We start from the raw sequence: 17,071 nt of genomic DNA on the forward strand, positions 1-17,071 counted from the left end.
GTCTTCCAGGTTGGTGATGATGGCCGACACGTGCTGCAGGCCGTCCATGCCCAGGAAGGTCGCACCACCCTTGAAGTCCACCAGGACGAAGTTCAACACCTCGGACGAGTGGGTCATCACCAGGCCGAGCACGAGGGTGCGCAGCAGTTCCGACTTACCGGCGCCGGTCGCGCCGATGCACAGGCCGTGCGGGCCGAAGCCGCCCTGCGCGGCCTCCTTGATGTCCAGTTCGACCGGGCGGCCCTCGGCGTCGACGCCGATCGGCACGCGCAGCCGGTTGCGCGGCGCGCGCGGACGCCAGGACTGCCCGACGTCCAGCCGGGCCGCGTCGCCGACGTTCAGCAGCCGGGTCAGCGTCATCGCCTGGGACAGCGCGTCCAGCTCGGTGCCGCCCGCCGCGGCCGACGCGCGCAGCGGCGCGAGCTGCCGGGCCAGGCCGTCCGCCTGGACGTAGCTGAACTCGTCCGGACGGCCGAGCAGCGTCGGGACGTCCTTTCCGGTGCGGTCGCGACGCATCATCGCCATCTTGTCCGGCGCGACCCGCAGCCTCAGCATCGTGTTGTCGGCGGTGTGGGCGACGTGACCGGTGATGTCGATCACGCAGACGCCCTCGATGCCGTCCGCGCCGATCTGCGAGTCCGGGGTGACCGCGCCGCCGTCCACGATGACGATGTGGTACGGCAGGTCGTTCTGGGACAGGCCGGGCGTGAACCGGGGCCGGTCCTTCACCTCGAAGGCGAGCATCGCCTCGAGCTCCGACAGCGTGTTCGCCATCAGCCGGACGGGGCCCGCCGCGTCGGTCACCTGCGGGTGCATCGAGTGCGGCAACCACTTGACGAAGTCCCAGTGCGCCATGGCCTGCGGCGACGCGCACACGCTGACCCGCATGTCGTCGGGGGAGTGGAACGAGCACAGCTGGGCGATCATCGCCCGCACCATGCCGCGCACCGCCTCGATGTCCCCGGCGGGCAGGATCCGCGAGAACGACGGCAGCGACACCGCGACCGGCAGGTTCGGCACGGTCGAGTGCGCCCGGACGAACCGGCGCAGCGCGCCCGCCGTCATGGGCTCCAGGTCCTCGATCGGCTTGGTCTCCGGCGGGATCAGCTGGACGGCCAGCTTCTGCGGGCCCGCGCCGATCCGGACGTTGCCGAAGTCGGGGTCGGTGGGGCGGCGCTCCCAGATCCGGGCGCTCATCACCAGCGACCACAGCGAGCTCGGGGCGGGGCTGTTCCACTCCAGCGACTCGCGCTGCTGGTCGGCGGCCCGCCGGACCTTGCGCCGCGCCTGCGACAGGTAGCGGAAGTAGTCGCGGCGCGCGCCGTTCAGCTTGAACTTGCGCTCGCCGGAGCCCCGGGTCAGCTGGCCGACCAGCATGCCGAGCATCGCCAGGCCCATGCCGCCGGAGCTGATCGCCGCCATCGGGCCGCGGCTGTTGCCGCCGAGCAGCATCAGCCCCATCATCAGCGGCATCACCGCCATCGGCAGGAAGGTGAGCACCGCCTGCATGCCGCCGCTCTGCTGTTCGGGCAGTTCGGGCGGTGACTCCAGCAGCAGCTCGCCCTTGGGTGCCGGGGGCGGCTGCCTGCGTTCCTTGCGTCGGACGAGGATCGTGCTCACCTGGGAGTTCCCTCCACGGATGCGCCGGTGGCGACGGACTCGGGGTCGGGCGCGGGCCGGGTTTCGGGCGCGGGGTCGGTTCGGTTCGGGCTCGGGTCGGAGTCGGGGCGCGCTCGGGCGCGGGGCGGGTCCGACTCTGATGCGGACGGGGAGGTTCTGGTTCCGGCGGGGGGCTATCTCGGTATCTGGTCGGCCCCGAGGTCGTTACGGGTGAGTCTCGGGGTGACTGTCGGTCAGCGGTTGATTTAGCGTATTGGGACCCAACATCCTAGGCTTCGCGTTCGATCCGACGATCCGGAGGACGGGAGCCCAGTGAATTCCCCCGCCACAACCGAACTGTGCAGGGTGACGATCGTCGCGCCACGGAGGCGGATCGACGTCTCGCTGCCCGCGGACGTGCCCCTGGCGCACATGTTGCCCACCCTGCTGCGCGCGGCCGGGGAGAACCTGGCCGACGCCGGGCTCGCCCACTCCGGCTGGGTGCTGCAGCGCCTCGACGAAGGCGCGTTCGACGCCGCCCAGACGCTGAGCAACCTCGGCGTCCGGGACGGCGAGATCCTGTACTTCCGCCCCCGCATGGCGCAGCTCCCGGAGATGTCGTTCGACGACGTCGCCGACGTCATCGCCGAGGGCATGAAGGAACGCTCCGACCGCTGGAGGCCCGCGTCCACGCGGCGTTTCGGCCTCGGCGCCGCCGCCGCGGCCCTGCTGGTCGGCGCGTTCGTCATCGCGATGTCCGGGCCGCCGTGGATCGCGCCCGCCGCCGCGGCGGGCCTGATCGCGGTGGTCACCGTGGTCGCCGCCGCCGCGCTGTCGCGCGCGTTCGCCGACTCCGGGGCCGGGATGATCCTCGGCTACGCGGCCCTGCCGCACGCGTTCCTGGCGGGCCTGCTCGCGCCGGCCCGCTCGCACGCCACGCTGCTCGACCTCGGCGCTCCCCACATGCTCGCCGGGTTCGGGGTGATGGCGCTGGTCTCGGTGATCGCGATGTTCGCGGTCGCGGACGGCCTGGCGACGTTCCTCGGCGTCACGGTCGCCGCGGTCGCCGGGGCGGTCGCGTCCGGCGTCGAGCTCGGCGTCGGGGGCCTGCCACCGGCCGGCCTCGCCGCCTGCGCCGCCGTGGTCGTGATGATGCTCACACCGGCCGTCCCGTCGCTGGCGTTCAAGCTGGCCCGGATGCCGCTGCCGCCCGTCCCGGCCAGCGCCGACGACCTGCGCCGCGACACCGAGACCGTGGACGGCCGCCAGGTGCTCGCCCGCACCGGCATCGCCGACAAGTTCGCGACCGGCCTCATCGCGGGCGTCGCGCTCTCGGCGGTCGGCGGGATGCTCTTCCTGGCCACCGCGCCCGGCTGGGCGCCCGCCGCGACCATCGGCGCCATGTCGGTCTCGCTGCTGCTGCGCAGCCGGGTCTTCCGGGGCGTCACGCAGCGGTCCTGGATGCTGGTCGCGGGCTTCGCCGGCCTCGGCCTGCTGGAGATCGGCACGGCCTGGCGCGGCGACTCGCAGATGATGATGCTGGCCACCGGGCTGCTGCCGCTGCTGATCGTGGTGGGCGTCGTGGTCGGCGTCTCGATCTGGCTGCCGAGCCACCGGCCGTCCCCGTTCTGGGGCCGGGCGGGCGACATCTTCGACATCATCGTCGTGATCTCGCTGATCCCGCTGGCGCTGGCCGCGCTGGACATCTACGGCCGCATCCGCGGCCTGGCGGGGTGACGCGGCGATGCAGAACCGCCGCGACCTCTACCAGGCCCACAAGCTGATGACCCAGCGGGTCGGACTCGCCCTGCTGCAGGGCGAGCCCGACATCGCCGAGTCCCCGATGCGCCGCCACGCGGTCGGCGCGTTCGCCGGGGTCATGGTCGCGCTCGTGGTCGCCGCCGTGTTCGGCATCTGGGGCGTGCTCGCCCCAGGTGGCGCGAAGGGCCTCGACCAGCCCGGCAAGCTGATCATCGAGAAGGAGACCGGGACCAAGTACATCTACGACGCGAACACGCACAAGATGTTCCCAGTCGCCAACTACGCCTCGGCGATGCTCGCGCTGAACGAGGACAAGGTCGACCGGCGCACGGTCTCCCGCAAGTCGCTGGCGCACTTCGAGCGCGGCCCGATGATCGGGATCGTCGGCGCCCCCGACTCGCTGCCCGACACCAAGCAGCTCATCCGCGGCCCCTGGTCGGTGTGCGTCCGCGAGGCCGCGGGCGCCAACGGCGTCCGCCGCCAGTTCACCGCCCTCGCCGCGGGCCGGGACGTCGGCGGCCGGAGCCTCACCGACAACGAGGCGGTCGTGGTGAAGTCCGGCGGCCAGGCGTGGGTGATCTGGAAGGACCACCGGATGCAGCTGACCGTCCCGCCGGGGCAGGTCACCGCCATCACCGGCGGCCCGGACGCGGTCGAGGTGCCGCCCGCGTGGCTGAACTCGATGCCCGCCTCGGGCAACTTCGGCGCGCCCGACGTCCCGGGCCGTGGCGCGGCGCACGCGGGGCCGGGCGGACGTCCCGCGCGGGTCGGCCAGATCTTCAAGGCCGACACCGGCGACCGGCCGCTCTGGTACGTCATGATGGGCGACGGCCTCGCGCAGATCAGCGACACGCAGGCGCAGCTGCTGCTGCGCTCCTCGGAGACGGTGAAGGCCTACGGCGGCACCGTCGCCCCGATCCCGGTGGACGCCGCGTCCGCGCAGCAGGCCCTCGGCTCCCAGAAGCTGATGGACAACAACCTGCCGCCGACGCTGCCGAAGTTCGCCACCTGGGACGCCTCCGCGCCGCTGTGCGCGGTGTTCCCGACCGGGTCGTCGGTCGCGCGGCTGACGATGGGCGGGACGCTCCCGGCGCCGTCCGCGGCGACGCTGGGCGCGGGCTCGGCCGGGTCGGCGAACGCCGTGGACCAGGTCGTCCTGCCGCCGGGCGGGGCGGCGCTGATGAGCCTCGTGCCGGGCAGCGGCGAGTCGGGCGGCGGGCAGGCGTCCGGGTCGGGCTCGCTGTCGCTGGTGAACGACCAGGGCATCCGGTTCGCGCTGCCGTCGGCGGACGTGGCGAAGAAGCTCGGCTACGACGTGGGCAAGGCCGCCCCGGTGCCGTCCTCGGTGATCCGCCTGATCCCGTCCGGCCCGGCGCTGGACCCGGCGAAGGCCCGCAACCCCATCCCGACGACGGGCGGCTGACCGCCGCTCACGACCGGGTCTCAACGACGGCCGCCGACCTCAGGTTCCCCTGGGACGGCGGCCGTCCGCATCCGGCCACTCCTGCCGCACGCCTTCCGTTCACGGAATGTGCCCCTGATCTTTGGGTTTGGGGCGGTGTGTCGGGAAGGCGTGTGATGTGACGTGAATCACAGAGGGTCCACGGGATCCGAACGATCTCCGAATGCGTCGACACCTTGACAGTAAAACCCATATGATCGCTGACATTTCGGGTCACAGGGCGTACCGCCCCGTCCGATGACGGGGTGGTGCAGAGGGGCGCCCAGCACGGTGCGGCCAGCATGCGCCTGTGACGCGGTGTCAGGACAAGCTCCCCAACTGGAGGTGACACTGTGGCCGGCCAGTCCGCAGTCGACAGAGCAGCAATGGCCCAGGCGGCTACCCGTCTCGAGGATTCCGCCAACCTGATCAAGGGCCTGCAGAGCCAGCTCGAGGGACACAAGAGCAACCTCATGGGCGGCTGGGCGGGTAACGCCTCGGTTTCCTTCGACAAGGTCTTCAACGAGTTCCAGACCGACATGAACAAGGTGCGCACCGCCCTCGAGGGCATGCACCAGAAGCTCTCGCACACCAAGATCCAGTACGAGAGCACCGAGCAGGAGCAGAACGACGCGGTCAACAAGATCAACTCGCTGCTCAACGGCGGCACCTGATCCTCTCGGAACCCCCAGTCCAGACCGGTCTCAGACCACTCGAAGGAAATCCATCGTGAGCGACAGCTACACCAAGGCCAATTTCGGCACGATGCAGCAGGCGCAGGCCGACTTCAGCCTCACCTACCGCGCCCTGGTCGACGAGCTCCAGGACCTGGAGAAGGAGCTCGAGAAGCACCTCCAGCAGTGGGAGGGCGACGCCGTCCAGGCGTACTGGGAGGCCAAGCGCCAGTGGGACGCGGCCGCCCAGCACATCGGCACCGTCCTCAACCAGCTCGGCGTCGTGATCGGCGAGGCGCACTCGAACTACAGCTCCGCCGAGCGCAAGAACCAGGGCATCTGGGCCGGCTGACGCGGTCCGCTGCTCCCCCCGGCCGCGTCGCGCGCGGGCCGCTCCCAGCTGTTGTCACGGTGGGTCCGGCCCGCGCCGCCGCGGCCGGTTCCAGGGCCGTGACACTCCGTCGCCAGGAGAACCAGCAATGAGCAAATACCACCTGACCCCGAGCCAGCTCGCCCAGGTCGACCACACCTACACCGTGGGCTACGGCGAGTACGCGCAGGTCAAGGAGCAGCACGGACTGACCCAGCAGGAGTTCGACGCGCTGCCCGAGTACCAGCAGCGCCAGTACTTCTACGAGTACGGTCCGGGCAAGCACGCCGGGCACCCCGGCGACGCCGACCACAAGCTCCCGAGAGACGAGCCGGACCGCACCTGGAAGGCCGACGCGAACCCCGGCTACAAGGTCGACCCGGAAGAGCTGCGCGGCATCGCCCGCGACATGCAGTACAAGCTCGACGTGTGGCAGCAGAAGCTGAACTCCGTCCAGGGGATCGCCGTCTCCACCGAGCACCTCGGCGGCATCAAGGGGTCCCAGGACTTCGTCGACCTGGTCAACCAGTCGAAGTCCGGTTTCGGGCAGTACATCAACGACATCGTGACCTCGTACAAGGGTGTCATCGGGAAGCTGAACGCGGCCGCGGACGCCTACGAGCAGGCGCACGACACCACCAAGAAGCAGGTGGGCAAGGTCGACACCAGCGGCACCCCGAACATGACGTGAGCCCGAGCCGGGAGACGCTAGGCAATGACTGACAACAAGGGATCGTTTCCGATCCGCGACGGGAGGGCCTGGTCCAGCCAGGACTTCTCGGACCAGGACTTCGACTCGATCAAGAAGCAGCTCAAGAAGATCAACCCGGATCCGGTCAACCACGCCTCGACGTCGTACAAGGACGCTTCCGACGTCCTGGCGGAGATGACCAAGGAGCTGAACAACAACTTCAGGCCGCGCATCATCCAGCACTGGGAGGGCGACTCCGCCCAGAAGGCGCTGGACCAGATGGGCAAGGTGCACGGCACGGCGGGCGCGCTGTCCGACAGCAGCCACACCAACGCCGAGCTGTACAACTGGTACGGCGGTTCGATCCTCAGCTGGTACAAGACCGCTGGGTCGGACATGTCGGACGGCTTCATCCACACGGGTGGGGACGACGACAACGCCCGCGACCTGATCAAGCGCTTCAGCGGCCGCATGGGCGAGGCGTTCAACCACCACCCCGTCAAGATCGACAAGGATCTTCCCGGGGACGGACGCGGTGGCTACGGCGACGATCCCAAGGGTCCCGGGCCCGGTGGCGGCCCGGGCGGAGGCCCCGGCGGCGGTCCCGGTGGTGGGCCGGGCGGCGGCCCGAGCGGCAAGTTCCCGAGCTCGGACCCGAGCAAGGGCTTCCACCCGAGCGGCAACGTGCCGCAGGACCACAACAACCCGTTCAACCAGCGGCACGACAGCACCAACCCGTTCCAGGACCCGAACAGCAAGCACCCCAGCAGCCACTACCCCTGGAACAGCGACAACCACAACCCGTTCCAGAACCCGAACCACAAGACCAACCTGTCGTCGTTCGACCCGACGGGCCTCGGCCCGGGTGGCGGCGGTGGCGGTGGCGGCGGCCTCGGTAGCGGCCCCGGTGGGTTCGGTGGCGGCGGTGGCGGTCTCGGTCCTGACGGTGGCGGCTTCGGCGGCGGTGCCGGTGGTGGCATGGGCGGCGGAGGCATCACCGGTGTCCCGGGCGGGATGGCCGGTGGCGCGGGCTCCGGTGCCGCGGCGGCGGGCCGCAACGGCATGGGCGGCATGCCCATGGGCGGCCAGCACGGCGGCGGGAACGAGGGCGAGAAGGAGCGCGAGCGCTCCACCTGGCTCACCGAGGACGAGGATGTGTGGGGCGCGGACGACGACACCGCGCCTCCAGTGATCGGCTGACCACTGCGCGAGATCGTGCGTGACCCGGGTGGACGGGGGCTACGGCCCCCGCCCACCCTCTTCGCTGTCTGGACTAAGGGAGATCAACTCATGCGACGGCTGACTCGATCGGCGGCGGCTGCGACGGCCGCGGTCGGCCTGGCCGTGATCCCGACCGCATCCGCGGGCGCGACGCCCAACCCCAGTGCCCAGGAATGGTGGTTCAAGGGCTGGAGCATCCAGCAGCAGGTCTGGCCTCTGACGAAGGGGCAGGGGGTCACCGTCGCGGTCCTGGACAGCGGGGTGAACGGCAACCTGCCGGACATGAAGCCCGCGACCCTCCAAGGCACGGACGTGGTGAGCGGCGGGAACGGCTGGAAAGACCACGACGAGCAGGGGCACGGCACCGCGATCGCGAGCGTCATCGCCTCGCGCGGCACGAGCACCGGCTTCGTCGGCATCGCCCCCGAGGCGAAGATCCTCCCCGTCCGGACACAGGCCGACGGCCCCTACCTGTCCAAGGCCATCCGCTTCGCGGTGGACCACGGGGCCAAGGTCGTCAACATGTCGGTCGGTAACCAGGGCGCGACCATGTTCCCCAACCAGTGCCCGCCGGAGGTGTTCTCCGCCATCAGGTACGCGATCGACAAGGACGTCGTCCTGGTCGGCTCGGCGGGCAACACCGGCGACGAGGACAACGCCGTCGAGTACCCGGGCTCGTGCCCCGGTGTCGTCGCCGTGGGCGCGCTCGGGCGGGACGGCCACGCGTGGAAGAAGAGTCAGCGGCAGCCCTACGTCGCCGTCGGCGCTCCGGGCGTGGACGTCGGCGGTCTCAGCCAGACCGGCCACGTCTGGACGACCGGCGAGGGGACGAGTCAGGCGAGCGCGCTCACCGCGGGCGCCGTCGCCCTGATCCGCGCGAAGTTCCCGCAGATGAAGGCCCGCGAGGTCGTCCAGCTGCTCACCAACACCACCAAGGACTTCGGCTCGCCCGACCAGCTCGGACGGGGTGTCATCAGCATCCCTCGGGCCCTGCGCACGAAGGTGCCCGCGAGCGCGCCGAACCCGGTCTTCGCGCGGTACGACAAGGCGGTCGCGCAGGCTCCGAAGGGCTCCGGCGGTGGGAGCGGGTCGTCGTCGGCTCCGGCCGAGGAGAAGAAGGGTTCGAGCTCGACGATGCTCTACGTGGGCATCGGCGTGGTCGTCATCGTCGTCCTGGTGGTCGGCGGTGTCGTCCTCATGAGGCGCGGCAAGGGCAAGGGCGGGGCCGGCGCGCCGCCGCCCGCGCCGATGGGGCCGCCGTCCTTCGGGCAGCAGCCGGGCGGGCAGACGGGGCCGCAGCGGTCGCCGTACGCGAGCCCGCAGCAGCCCGGCGGCTTCGGGCAGCCTGGTGGGCAGCCCGGCGGCCCGCACCTCGGCGGGCAGCCCGGAAACGGAGCCCCGCAGTTCCAGCCCCCGGCAGGCGGACAGGACCCCCGCCAGTAGCCGTCGAGGTCGCCGTACCCAAAGCGGGGTGGTGTGGTCCGTGAAATCGGACCACACCACCCCGCTTTACTCGTCCTCGGCGAGTTCGCCGGACATTCCGTGTATTCGGCTTCGCCCTTACGTCCTGGGAGCTCCGCGGCATTGCAATGAGGCAGGTCTTCCCAGCTCCGAACATGGATCTCCGCGCTGGCCGTGAGCGTGATCGGACGCATTCGGCCACAATCGGCCATTTGATGCGGCGGACCGTGCGTTGTGCGCTACCTGGCCGGACGTAGGGAAGGGGTTGACCATAAGAGACGGCAGGCGATAGCCTTTCCGCAATTTGCTCCTTGTGCAGGAGGAAGCGATGGCTGAGAAATCGGACCACTCAAATCGAATTTCTGACCTGCTCAACAGCTCGACCCCATTTGCTCCGGGGGATAACGCGGAGATACGTGAACGCCTGGTCGTGCCCGCATCGCGGCCGGACGCAGACGGAGAGCGCGCGTTCGCCGAAGCCGACATCCCGGCCCCCCAGGAAGCGGGGGACGACGGTGAGAGGCAGGTGGCCGTGAACGAACCGGCCCCGCCGCCGCCTCTCGTTCCCGCCGATCCGATGGCGGCTCTCGGTGGCCTGTACGAGCTCATCGCCGAAGTCGACGCGTTCAGCTCGTCCCTGCGCATGGCGTCGATGCCGGAGGCGGGGGAGGTCGAACACGAAGGGCGGGACGCGTCCGAGACCGTCTCCGTCGCGATCGCATCTGATGGCGGCCCACTCCGGCTGAGTTTCCTCCGGCCATGGCGGAGGAGCATCACGCCTGAGACCTTCGACGCCGCCGTGATGGAGGCCTATGCGAACGCCTCCATTTCGCGAGTGACAGCCCTCATGTCGGGCTTCGAGGCCGTTGACTCCTCGGCTGTGGCGCCCGGTGCCCCGGGTGTGTCCGCGCCCAGAACCCACGGCGCGCCCGGGTCCGGTGTCCCAGGCGCGCCCGCCGCCAGGCCGAGATCGACCGGGCCGGAGATCGATACCGAGTCGGCGCTCAGGCATGTCAATCTGCTGGCCAACGAGTTCAACGACGCGCTCGCACGGGCGGAGGGCGAACTCGGGTCCATGGCGTCGGAACCGCCGGGCCTCACCGTCCAGAGTGAGAAAAGGCGCGTCACCCTCACCCTCGCCGGGGACGCGATCACGGGAGTGGCCACCCATCAGAGCTGGCTGCGTGACGCCGACGAGTCGCGCATCGCCGAGGAGTTCGCGTCCGCCTTCTCCGCCGCTCGCGAGGCGATCGACAGGGTCCCCGGATTCGCACCCGCCGTCGCGCCGGGGATCGAACAACTGCAGAGGGTGATCCACGAGCTTCAGGAAGTTACCGCCGGGATGGTCCGAATTCCATGGGGTGAAGGTCGATGAGTGAGCTCGAGGCACGACTGAAGGAAATGCGCGAGGACGTCACCGGCTGGGACCAGATCGCCGGTGAGATGCGCAAGGCGGCGCACAACGTCGCCCAGGTCAAGGACCTCAAGGAGGCTTTCGGGTACCTCGGGGAAAAGGCCGGAGTGCCCAGCGCCTACACGACGCTGAACGACACGCTTCGATCGCTCGCCGAACAGGCGGACGCCGCGTTCCGTGACGTGGAGAACAAACTCGAGACGGTCATCAAGGTGTACGAGGGGAAAGAAGAGGAGAATCGGGAACTGGTCAAGGGCGTCAAGGAAGGATGGAACTTCTGAGATGGGTGAGTTCGCGGCGCTCATGACCAATGTCGGCGGCAGCCTGACGCAGCTGAGCTCGATCATCGACGCGATGACCCGCAAGGTCAACAGCGTCCTGTCGAAGGTCCCCGGCTGGCTCTCCTATCTCTTCGGGCCGATCAAGACCGCATGGAACAAGTTCGCGAGCATGTGCAGCAAGGTCTTCAAGGAGATCGGTGACTTCATCGCTCACACGGGTGACTCGGACCGTCTGCGGCAGGTGAGCAAGGACCTGAGCAACAACGTCCAGGCTTCCGTGTCCGCCCAGGCGGGCAAGATCACCGACACCTACATGCACGTCGACGACAAATGGCGGGGCGACGCGGCCGAGCAGTACAAGAAGGTGTTGGAGCCCAACGGTGAGCAGGCCTCCGCCCTTCGCCAGTACGCGAGCACGGTTCAGGAGCTGTGTGGGGCTCTTGACAAGTGCGCCGGAGCGCTCAACCTGTTCTGGATCACGTTCTTCGTCGCTCTCGGAACCCTGATCGGCGCGCTGGTCGCGGCGATCGCGGGCTTCGTCACGATCGTCGGCGCGATCCCGGCGCTCCTCTACTCGGCGGGCGTGATCGCGGTCTTCCTCGGAGCCGTCGCCACCGCCGGTGTGATCGCCTATGACGACATGTCGGACGCGACCTCGACCATGCGGACCCAGAACAACGGAAACGATCACTTGGCCAACGGGAAATGGCCGCCGACCGGAGTGCCTCAGTCGTGACGGCCCGAATCGCGTTCCGTCGTCGCACGCCCGTGCCTCGACGCCGCTATTTGTGGTTCTGTCTAGGCCGGTATGGGATGTTCGCTTCGATCTATGCGGTCTTCTTCCTGCGGGGTGACATCCCCACGGACTCTGAGAAGCTGCCCTTCGCCGTGGCATGCGCCGGATCGTTCACGACCTGCCTGGTGCTCATCCTGGCCGTGGGTTTCGGGTTCGCCGGTCGCTCCCCGGCCGTCCCGACCACGGTGGCCTGGCTTTGCTGGGGGGCCACTGTGGCCGCCGTCATCATCACTGCGGCGACCACCGGCGGCGGTGCCCTGCTGTTCCTGTCGCTGTTCCTGCTGCCAGGAGTGATGCCCGGTTGGCACCTCCGTTCGCTGCCGTCGCGCTGAGGCGGCGAAGGGGCCGCCCGCGTCACCGCCTCGGCTGGACGGCTTCGGGGCGGTACGTTCGCGTTCAGGCGTGAGGACGGCTTGAACTCAGGTCGCCGATCGCGTCGGCGTAGTAGGCCGACTCGGCCAGATGAAACGCGATCTGCCGGAACGTCCAGCCGGTGCCGGGGGAGTCGTCCAGCTCGCTCTGGGAAAGGGAGCCCAGGCGGGCCGACCAGATGAGGCCAAGGCGTTCGAGGCGGCTGTGGGCCTCGTCCAGGTCCTCCTGTGTGAACAGGGCCAGGTCGGCCGGGGTCGTGCTGGCCGAGGCGTGCCAGTGGTCGGGGACGGTAGCCCGGCCGACCAGGCGCGCCTCCAGTTCCGCGAGGTGGTCCACGAGGTGGTCGCCGACGCGGCGGATCGCTTTGTGCGGGGTGTAAACGCGGCCGTCGGTGTGGAACGGACGGCCGTCCCAGACCGTCCAGGTCGCGGCCAGGGCCAGGACGTGCCCGACCATTCCCGTGACGATTTCGGCGGGGTCGCGGTCGTCGGTGACCGGCACTTCATCGGACATGGCCGAACCTCCTCGGAAAGGGCGTGGCCCAACCTAGGCGGCGGGAATCTCGGCGGTCGTCGAAATGTGCTCGTCCCGGTGGACGGCGTCGGGACGGCGCGTCCGGCGGAGGTAGTAGGCGGTGGTGACGATGGCGAGGAGGGGGCCCCAGGCGAGGAGCGGCGCGTAGCAGGCGGTCATGACGGCGGCGGCGACGCCGTGCGGGGCGTCGGGGTCGCCCATCGCGCCGGGGTCCGTCCAGGCCACGGCCCCGATGAGGGTGATCGCGGTGACGGCGAGGGCGCCGAGGGAGGCCGGGACGACGGCCGCGAGCGGGGGAATGTGCCGTCCGCCCAGGAACGGGATCCAGGACGGGACGACCTCGCCCCACGGCCGGACGAGCCCCAGGGTCAGCATCGCGAGCCCCTCCGCGACCAGGCTCAGGACGATCACGTACGGCGTCAGCGTCCAGCCCGGACGGTACAGGTCGGCGAGCTCGCCGGAGAACCCGACCGGGACGCCGACGCCGAGCGCGATCCGCCAGAGCCCGGAGGGAAGCGTGGTGAGGCTGGCGGCGCGGGCCGCCCGTTCGATCCAGCGGGGCGCGGAGGCGTCCATGAGAACTCCCAGGTCGGGGGGTGTTTCGTCATGGACCATGCTGCTGGGAGGAGGTGGCGCGGCACTTCCCCCGCCGGGCCCTGGACCGTCCCCCCGAACGGGCATCTCCCGATCCCCCGCGCGGGGGATCAGACGCGGTGGCGGCAGGTGGAGCAGGCGTTGAGCGCGTTGACGGCGTCGTGGGCCAGGGCGTCCGCGCCGGGACGGGCCGTCGCGGTGTCGAGCGGAGTCTGACCCTTCGGCGCGGGCGTGCCCAGCTCGTCGGCGGGGGCGTTGAACCCGTTGAGGGTGACGGTGAGGATCAGGTTGCGGACGCGGATCGTCTCGCCGGACTCACCGGACCTGCCCAGCGCCGTGGTGCTCGTGCGGTGGTAGTAGTACGCCTGGTCGCCGAGCCCGTTGATCGGCTCGGAGGCGTCCCCGACCAGCTTCCCGCCCCCGATGGTCGAGTTGGACCCGGAGAACGAGACGGCCGTCCGCCAGGCGGAGTCGTACGCGGACTTCGCGGACGCGATGTTCTCGTAGGCGACGATGTCGACCCGGGCCGTCCGGTACACGACCCGCTTGCTGCCGGGCTGCGCGCGCATCGGCCCCGTCCACAGGCACCAGGAATGCTCCTTCGACCCGGACTTGTCGCCCACGGGTGCCTCCGCACGCGGGACGAACTGGTCGAGCGTGGGCTTGGTGACCGTCGCACAAGCCGCGGGGAAGGACGTGTAGCGCTCCTCCTTCGGCTCACCGCCGGACGACCCGCTGACCGCCCAGGCCGCGCCACCGAGGATCGCGACGGCGGCCACACCCGCCGCACCGGCGATCAGAAGGCGCCGTTTCCCCCGTGGGACGGGCGCCGGAGGGACGTTCGGAGCGACGACGTCCTGTGCGGGCGGCTCCGTCACGGGCGGGAGGAACTGGGGGCGTGGCGGCGCCGACGGCCTGGCCGCCACGGTCTCCGCCGGTTCGGGCTCGGCGGGCAGGAACTCCACAGCCGGTGCGCGCGACGTCGTGGGTGGCGGCGGATCCTCCGAAGGCGCGGCCTCCGCGGACGGGTCGTCCGGGGACGAGTCGTCCGGGGAGACGGAGGACGGGGCGTCGGTCATGTGATCGGCGGGGAGGTGAGGAGGCCGTTGGACTTCAGGGTCCGGAGGGCGGCCGAGAGGGAGTCCTTGGAGACCTCGGGGACGTGGCCCGCGTTGGCGCGGATGTGGGCGACGAGGTCCGGGTCCGGGGAGACGGCGTGGGCGCGGAGGTAGTAGGCGGTGGCCTCGGGCCAGACCCAGGTGCCGTCGGTGCGGTAGCCGGACGGGACGACGGCCGGACGGGCGGCGTCCTCGAGGTCGGGGCCGGGGGCGCCCGCCGGGAAGGCGACCGAGGCCTGCTCCAGGTAGGCGAGGACGGTGTCGCGCTCGGCGGGCGCGAGCGGCGGGCGGGGCGGCAGGGCCGGGTCGGGCAGCGGGAAGGTCAGGCGCAGGGACTGCTCGTACCGGGACGCCAGGGCGATCAGGTCGTCCAGGGACGGGGCGTGGGCCTCGTCGGCGTCCGGGGCCAGGGAGCGGATCGCCTGCACGGCCGGGACGCCCTGGGCGAACGCCTCGCGCAGGGCCGGGTAGAGGACGACCGACCGGTTCGTCCCGTCGAGGCCCGCGTCGGGGCGCGCGACGTAGGACGCGGCGTCGCCGGACGCCCACAGGTAGCCGAGGATCAGGCCGCTCTCGGCGACCACCGCGCGGTACACCACCGGCCCGGCCGTCTGCGCGGGGTAGCTCGCGGGCATCTCCACGTGGAGCGGGCCCCAGCCCCTCGAACGGTCGACGGGGGTGCCGTCGGGGAACTCGCCGTCCTGGATCAGCGGGCCCGTGGACGGCGCGAGGTCCGGGTTCGCGAGGCGCTGCACGACGGCGGGCGAGTCGGCCCGCTGCGGGGTCACGCCCGCCGGGACGGCGCCGGCGCGCGGGTCCTCCGGGGCGCCGATCCAGCGGCGGATCGCCTCCCGGGCGGGGAGGTCCTGCTCGCCCGCCTCGGTCAGGCGCTCCGACCAGACGAGCGGGGCCTCGAAGGCGAGCCGGGCCGTCTCCAGGCGGCGGACGAAGCTCGCGGCCGTGTCGGTCTCGCTCGCCCACAGGTAGCCGATCGTCTGGCCGCCGAGGACGACGGGCAGGTACTCGACGGGCTTGCGGGTGAAGGGCTCGTACTTCGGCATGGAGTCCTCTGCCAGATCAGGTTCGGATCAGCGTGACCGCGGCGCCGCGCGTCGCGTCGTCCACCTCGGGCGGCCGGAACCCGTTGCCGCGCGCGTGCGCGACGAGGTCCGGGTCGGGCGCGACACCGTGCGCCCGCAGGTAGTAGCCGACCGCGCCCGGCCACACCCACGTCCCGTCGGTGTGGAAGGTCAGCGGCACGCGCGCGGCGCGCTCGGGGTCCAGCTCGTCCACGTCCAGGCTACGTGCCGCCAGGACGATCGGCGCCTGCTCCAGGTACCGGACGAGCGCCTCCCTCTCGTCCTCGGGGACGTTCGGACGCGCCTCCCCGTCGGTCGGCAGGGACACCCCGGCCATCCGCAGCCCGTCCGCCGCGTCCTGCCCGGCCTGCGCGGACGGGGCGCCCTGCTCGGACGGAGCGGCCTGCGGCGGGGCGGCGTCGTAGGTGATCTCGTGGGTGTCGGGGAAGGTGAGGCGGAAGGACGCCGCCGTCCACGGCTCGGCCGAGCCCTGCCGGAGGACGGTGAACATCTCGTTCAGCGCCGGAGGCCCGGCGAACGCGTGCGTCCGGCCGTCCAGGCCGGTCACCTGGACGGACGAGCCCTCCGGGGTGAAGCGGGCGGTGCTCTCCGCCCATCCGGACGGCAGGAACATGCCGAGGAGCTGCGCGAGGTCGCCGAGGAGCTGGGCCTGCTCGTCCGGGGCCAGCGCGCGGTCGGTCGACCGGGGCGCGCCGCCGAGCCAGACGGGACGCCAGTCGCGCGGGAAGGCCGCCAGGTCGCGCTGGTACGCCTCGCCGCCGAGACCCGGGTCGAGATCGGCGTCGAACCACGTCCGGTACGCGCCGGGCGGCTCCAGCATGAACCGCATCCCGAACCAGGTGCCCTCGCCGGGCCGGTACATCATCGACCGCAGCTCGGCCGCGACCCCGAGGAACTCGCGCGGGGCCTGGTACTCGCGCACCGAGCCGTCCGCCATCACGACCGCCAGCGCGGCCCGCGAGGCTCCGCCGGCCATCGCGACGCGCAGGTCGACGCGCCGCCATCCGCCGGGGGCGAGCGCGGACATCGCCGTCCCCATCCACTGCACGAGCTGGTCGTACCGCGCCTGGTCGTACGGCCACGGCCCGTACCCGGCCGGCGGCCGCTCTCCGGGCCCCTGAGTCATCGCTTCAGCCTCCTCGATCCGCCCGATCCTAGTGCTTTCCCGACAACTCTCCGCAGGTCCCGGACCGTCCTACCGGGCGGGGACCTGGGGCAGGCTCAGGCGCGCGAGGGTGACGGGGGCGTTGGCCTCCCGCTCGTTCCAGGCGCGGTACCGCCACCCCTCCGGGGATGCGATGCCGTAGCCGTCGCGCAACGCGACGACGATCGCCTCGGTGAGGTGCCGGTACGCCGTGCCGGACGCCGGCCAGGGCAGTTCCTGCCACCAGTCGTCATGGGCGCGCCCCGGCTCCGCGCGGTGCCAGCCCGCCTCCTCGATGACCCGCTCTCCCTCGGGCGTCACCTTGTCGGCGGGCGTCATGTAACGGTTGTCGGCCACATAGGCGAGCAGCTTGTCGTCCTCCTGAACGAACTGCGCGTACCGCCCGTCCTCCGGCCTTTCCTCGATGACCAGAAGAGTTCCCGCGGAAAGCAGGGATAGGTCTTCCGCGAGTTGTTCGGCGAATTCCTGCCAGTCCATGC

At 71.0% G+C, this 17,071-nt stretch carries 18 protein-coding genes; 11 read left to right on the forward strand and 7 right to left on the reverse strand.

Going from position 1 to position 17,071, the window contains the following annotated elements:
• On the reverse strand, positions 1-1,620 hold a 1,620-nt coding region (gene eccCa, locus P696_RS0126960; protein WP_026414758.1), incomplete at its 3' end, for a type VII secretion protein EccCa.
• 345 nt (positions 1,621-1,965) lie between these two features.
• Between eccCa and eccD the strand changes: the two genes are divergently transcribed.
• The 11 genes from eccD to P696_RS0127015 all read left to right on the forward strand — a co-directional run bounded on the left by eccD (position 1,966) and on the right by P696_RS0127015 (position 12,041).
• Complete coding sequence (eccD, locus tag P696_RS0126965) at positions 1,966-3,336, forward strand: type VII secretion integral membrane protein EccD (RefSeq protein ID WP_245627820.1); 1,371 nt, start codon at positions 1,966-1,968, stop codon at positions 3,334-3,336.
• Between the two features lie 7 nt (positions 3,337-3,343).
• Positions 3,344-4,783 (forward strand): type VII secretion protein EccB, encoded by a 1,440-nt coding sequence (gene eccB, locus P696_RS0126970; protein WP_026414760.1) that lies wholly within the window; start codon positions 3,344-3,346, stop codon positions 4,781-4,783.
• Positions 4,784-5,154: 371 nt separating this feature from the next.
• Positions 5,155-5,475, forward strand: a complete 321-nt coding sequence (locus P696_RS0126975) for a WXG100 family type VII secretion target (protein WP_281174993.1) — start codon at positions 5,155-5,157, stop codon at positions 5,473-5,475.
• A 55-nt stretch (positions 5,476-5,530) separates the two neighbouring features.
• Complete coding sequence (locus P696_RS48390) at positions 5,531-5,827, forward strand: WXG100 family type VII secretion target (protein ID WP_051468228.1); 297 nt, start codon at positions 5,531-5,533, stop codon at positions 5,825-5,827.
• A gap of 127 nt (positions 5,828-5,954) precedes the next feature.
• The gene (locus P696_RS0126985) at positions 5,955-6,536 is read left to right on the forward strand and encodes a WXG100 family type VII secretion target (protein ID WP_026414762.1); all 582 of its coding nucleotides are present in this window, start codon (positions 5,955-5,957) and stop codon (positions 6,534-6,536) included.
• Between the two features lie 24 nt (positions 6,537-6,560).
• Positions 6,561-7,736 (forward strand): hypothetical protein, encoded by a 1,176-nt coding sequence (locus tag P696_RS56230; protein ID WP_051468229.1) that lies wholly within the window; start codon positions 6,561-6,563, stop codon positions 7,734-7,736.
• Between the two features lie 90 nt (positions 7,737-7,826).
• Entirely contained in the window at positions 7,827-9,200 is a 1,374-nt protein-coding gene (locus P696_RS48400; protein WP_051468230.1) for a S8 family serine peptidase, read from the forward strand.
• A gap of 346 nt (positions 9,201-9,546) precedes the next feature.
• Positions 9,547-10,593, forward strand: a complete 1,047-nt coding sequence (locus tag P696_RS0127000) for a hypothetical protein (RefSeq protein ID WP_157429934.1) — start codon at positions 9,547-9,549, stop codon at positions 10,591-10,593.
• Positions 10,590-10,913, forward strand: coding sequence for a type VII secretion target (locus P696_RS0127005; protein ID WP_157429935.1), 324 nt, complete (start codon positions 10,590-10,592; stop codon positions 10,911-10,913). The genes P696_RS0127000 and P696_RS0127005 overlap by 4 nt, the downstream gene beginning before the upstream one ends.
• 1 nt (position 10,914) lies before the next feature.
• A complete protein-coding gene (locus tag P696_RS0127010; RefSeq protein WP_026414765.1) occupies positions 10,915-11,649 on the forward strand; it encodes a hypothetical protein in 735 nt (244 codons plus the stop codon).
• Between the two features lie 77 nt (positions 11,650-11,726).
• Positions 11,727-12,041 (forward strand): hypothetical protein, encoded by a 315-nt coding sequence (locus tag P696_RS0127015; RefSeq protein WP_026414766.1) that lies wholly within the window; start codon positions 11,727-11,729, stop codon positions 12,039-12,041.
• A gap of 64 nt (positions 12,042-12,105) precedes the next feature.
• On the opposite strand, the gene P696_RS0127020 is transcribed toward P696_RS0127015, so the two are convergent.
• The 6 genes from P696_RS0127020 to P696_RS48420 form a co-directional block, all read right to left on the reverse strand.
• A complete protein-coding gene (locus P696_RS0127020) occupies positions 12,106-12,594 on the reverse strand; it encodes a hypothetical protein (protein WP_034487166.1) in 489 nt (162 codons plus the stop codon).
• A 33-nt stretch (positions 12,595-12,627) separates the two neighbouring features.
• On the reverse strand, positions 12,628-13,191 hold the full coding sequence (locus P696_RS48405) for a hypothetical protein (protein ID WP_051468231.1): 564 nt from the start codon (positions 13,189-13,191) through the stop codon (positions 12,628-12,630).
• 128 nt (positions 13,192-13,319) lie between these two features.
• Positions 13,320-14,288, reverse strand: coding sequence for a hypothetical protein (locus tag P696_RS0127030; protein ID WP_026414768.1), 969 nt, complete (start codon positions 14,286-14,288; stop codon positions 13,320-13,322).
• Positions 14,285-15,388, reverse strand: a complete 1,104-nt coding sequence (locus P696_RS53015) for a hypothetical protein (protein ID WP_051468232.1) — start codon at positions 15,386-15,388, stop codon at positions 14,285-14,287. Before P696_RS53015 ends, P696_RS0127030 begins: the two co-directional genes overlap by 4 nt.
• Positions 15,389-15,404: 16 nt before the next feature.
• Positions 15,405-16,553, reverse strand: a complete 1,149-nt coding sequence (locus tag P696_RS57555) for a hypothetical protein (RefSeq protein WP_026414769.1) — start codon at positions 16,551-16,553, stop codon at positions 15,405-15,407.
• 69 nt (positions 16,554-16,622) lie between these two features.
• Positions 16,623-17,069 carry a TY-Chap domain-containing protein gene (locus P696_RS48420; protein ID WP_051468233.1) on the reverse strand — a complete coding sequence of 149 codons (447 nt, stop codon included), beginning with the start codon at positions 17,067-17,069 and terminating at the stop codon, positions 16,623-16,625.
• Between the last annotated feature and the right edge of the window lie 2 nt (positions 17,070-17,071).

This window comes from Actinomadura oligospora ATCC 43269, from assembly GCF_000518265.1.
In the GTDB taxonomy this organism is placed as follows: domain Bacteria; phylum Actinomycetota; class Actinomycetes; order Streptosporangiales; family Streptosporangiaceae; genus Spirillospora; species Spirillospora oligospora.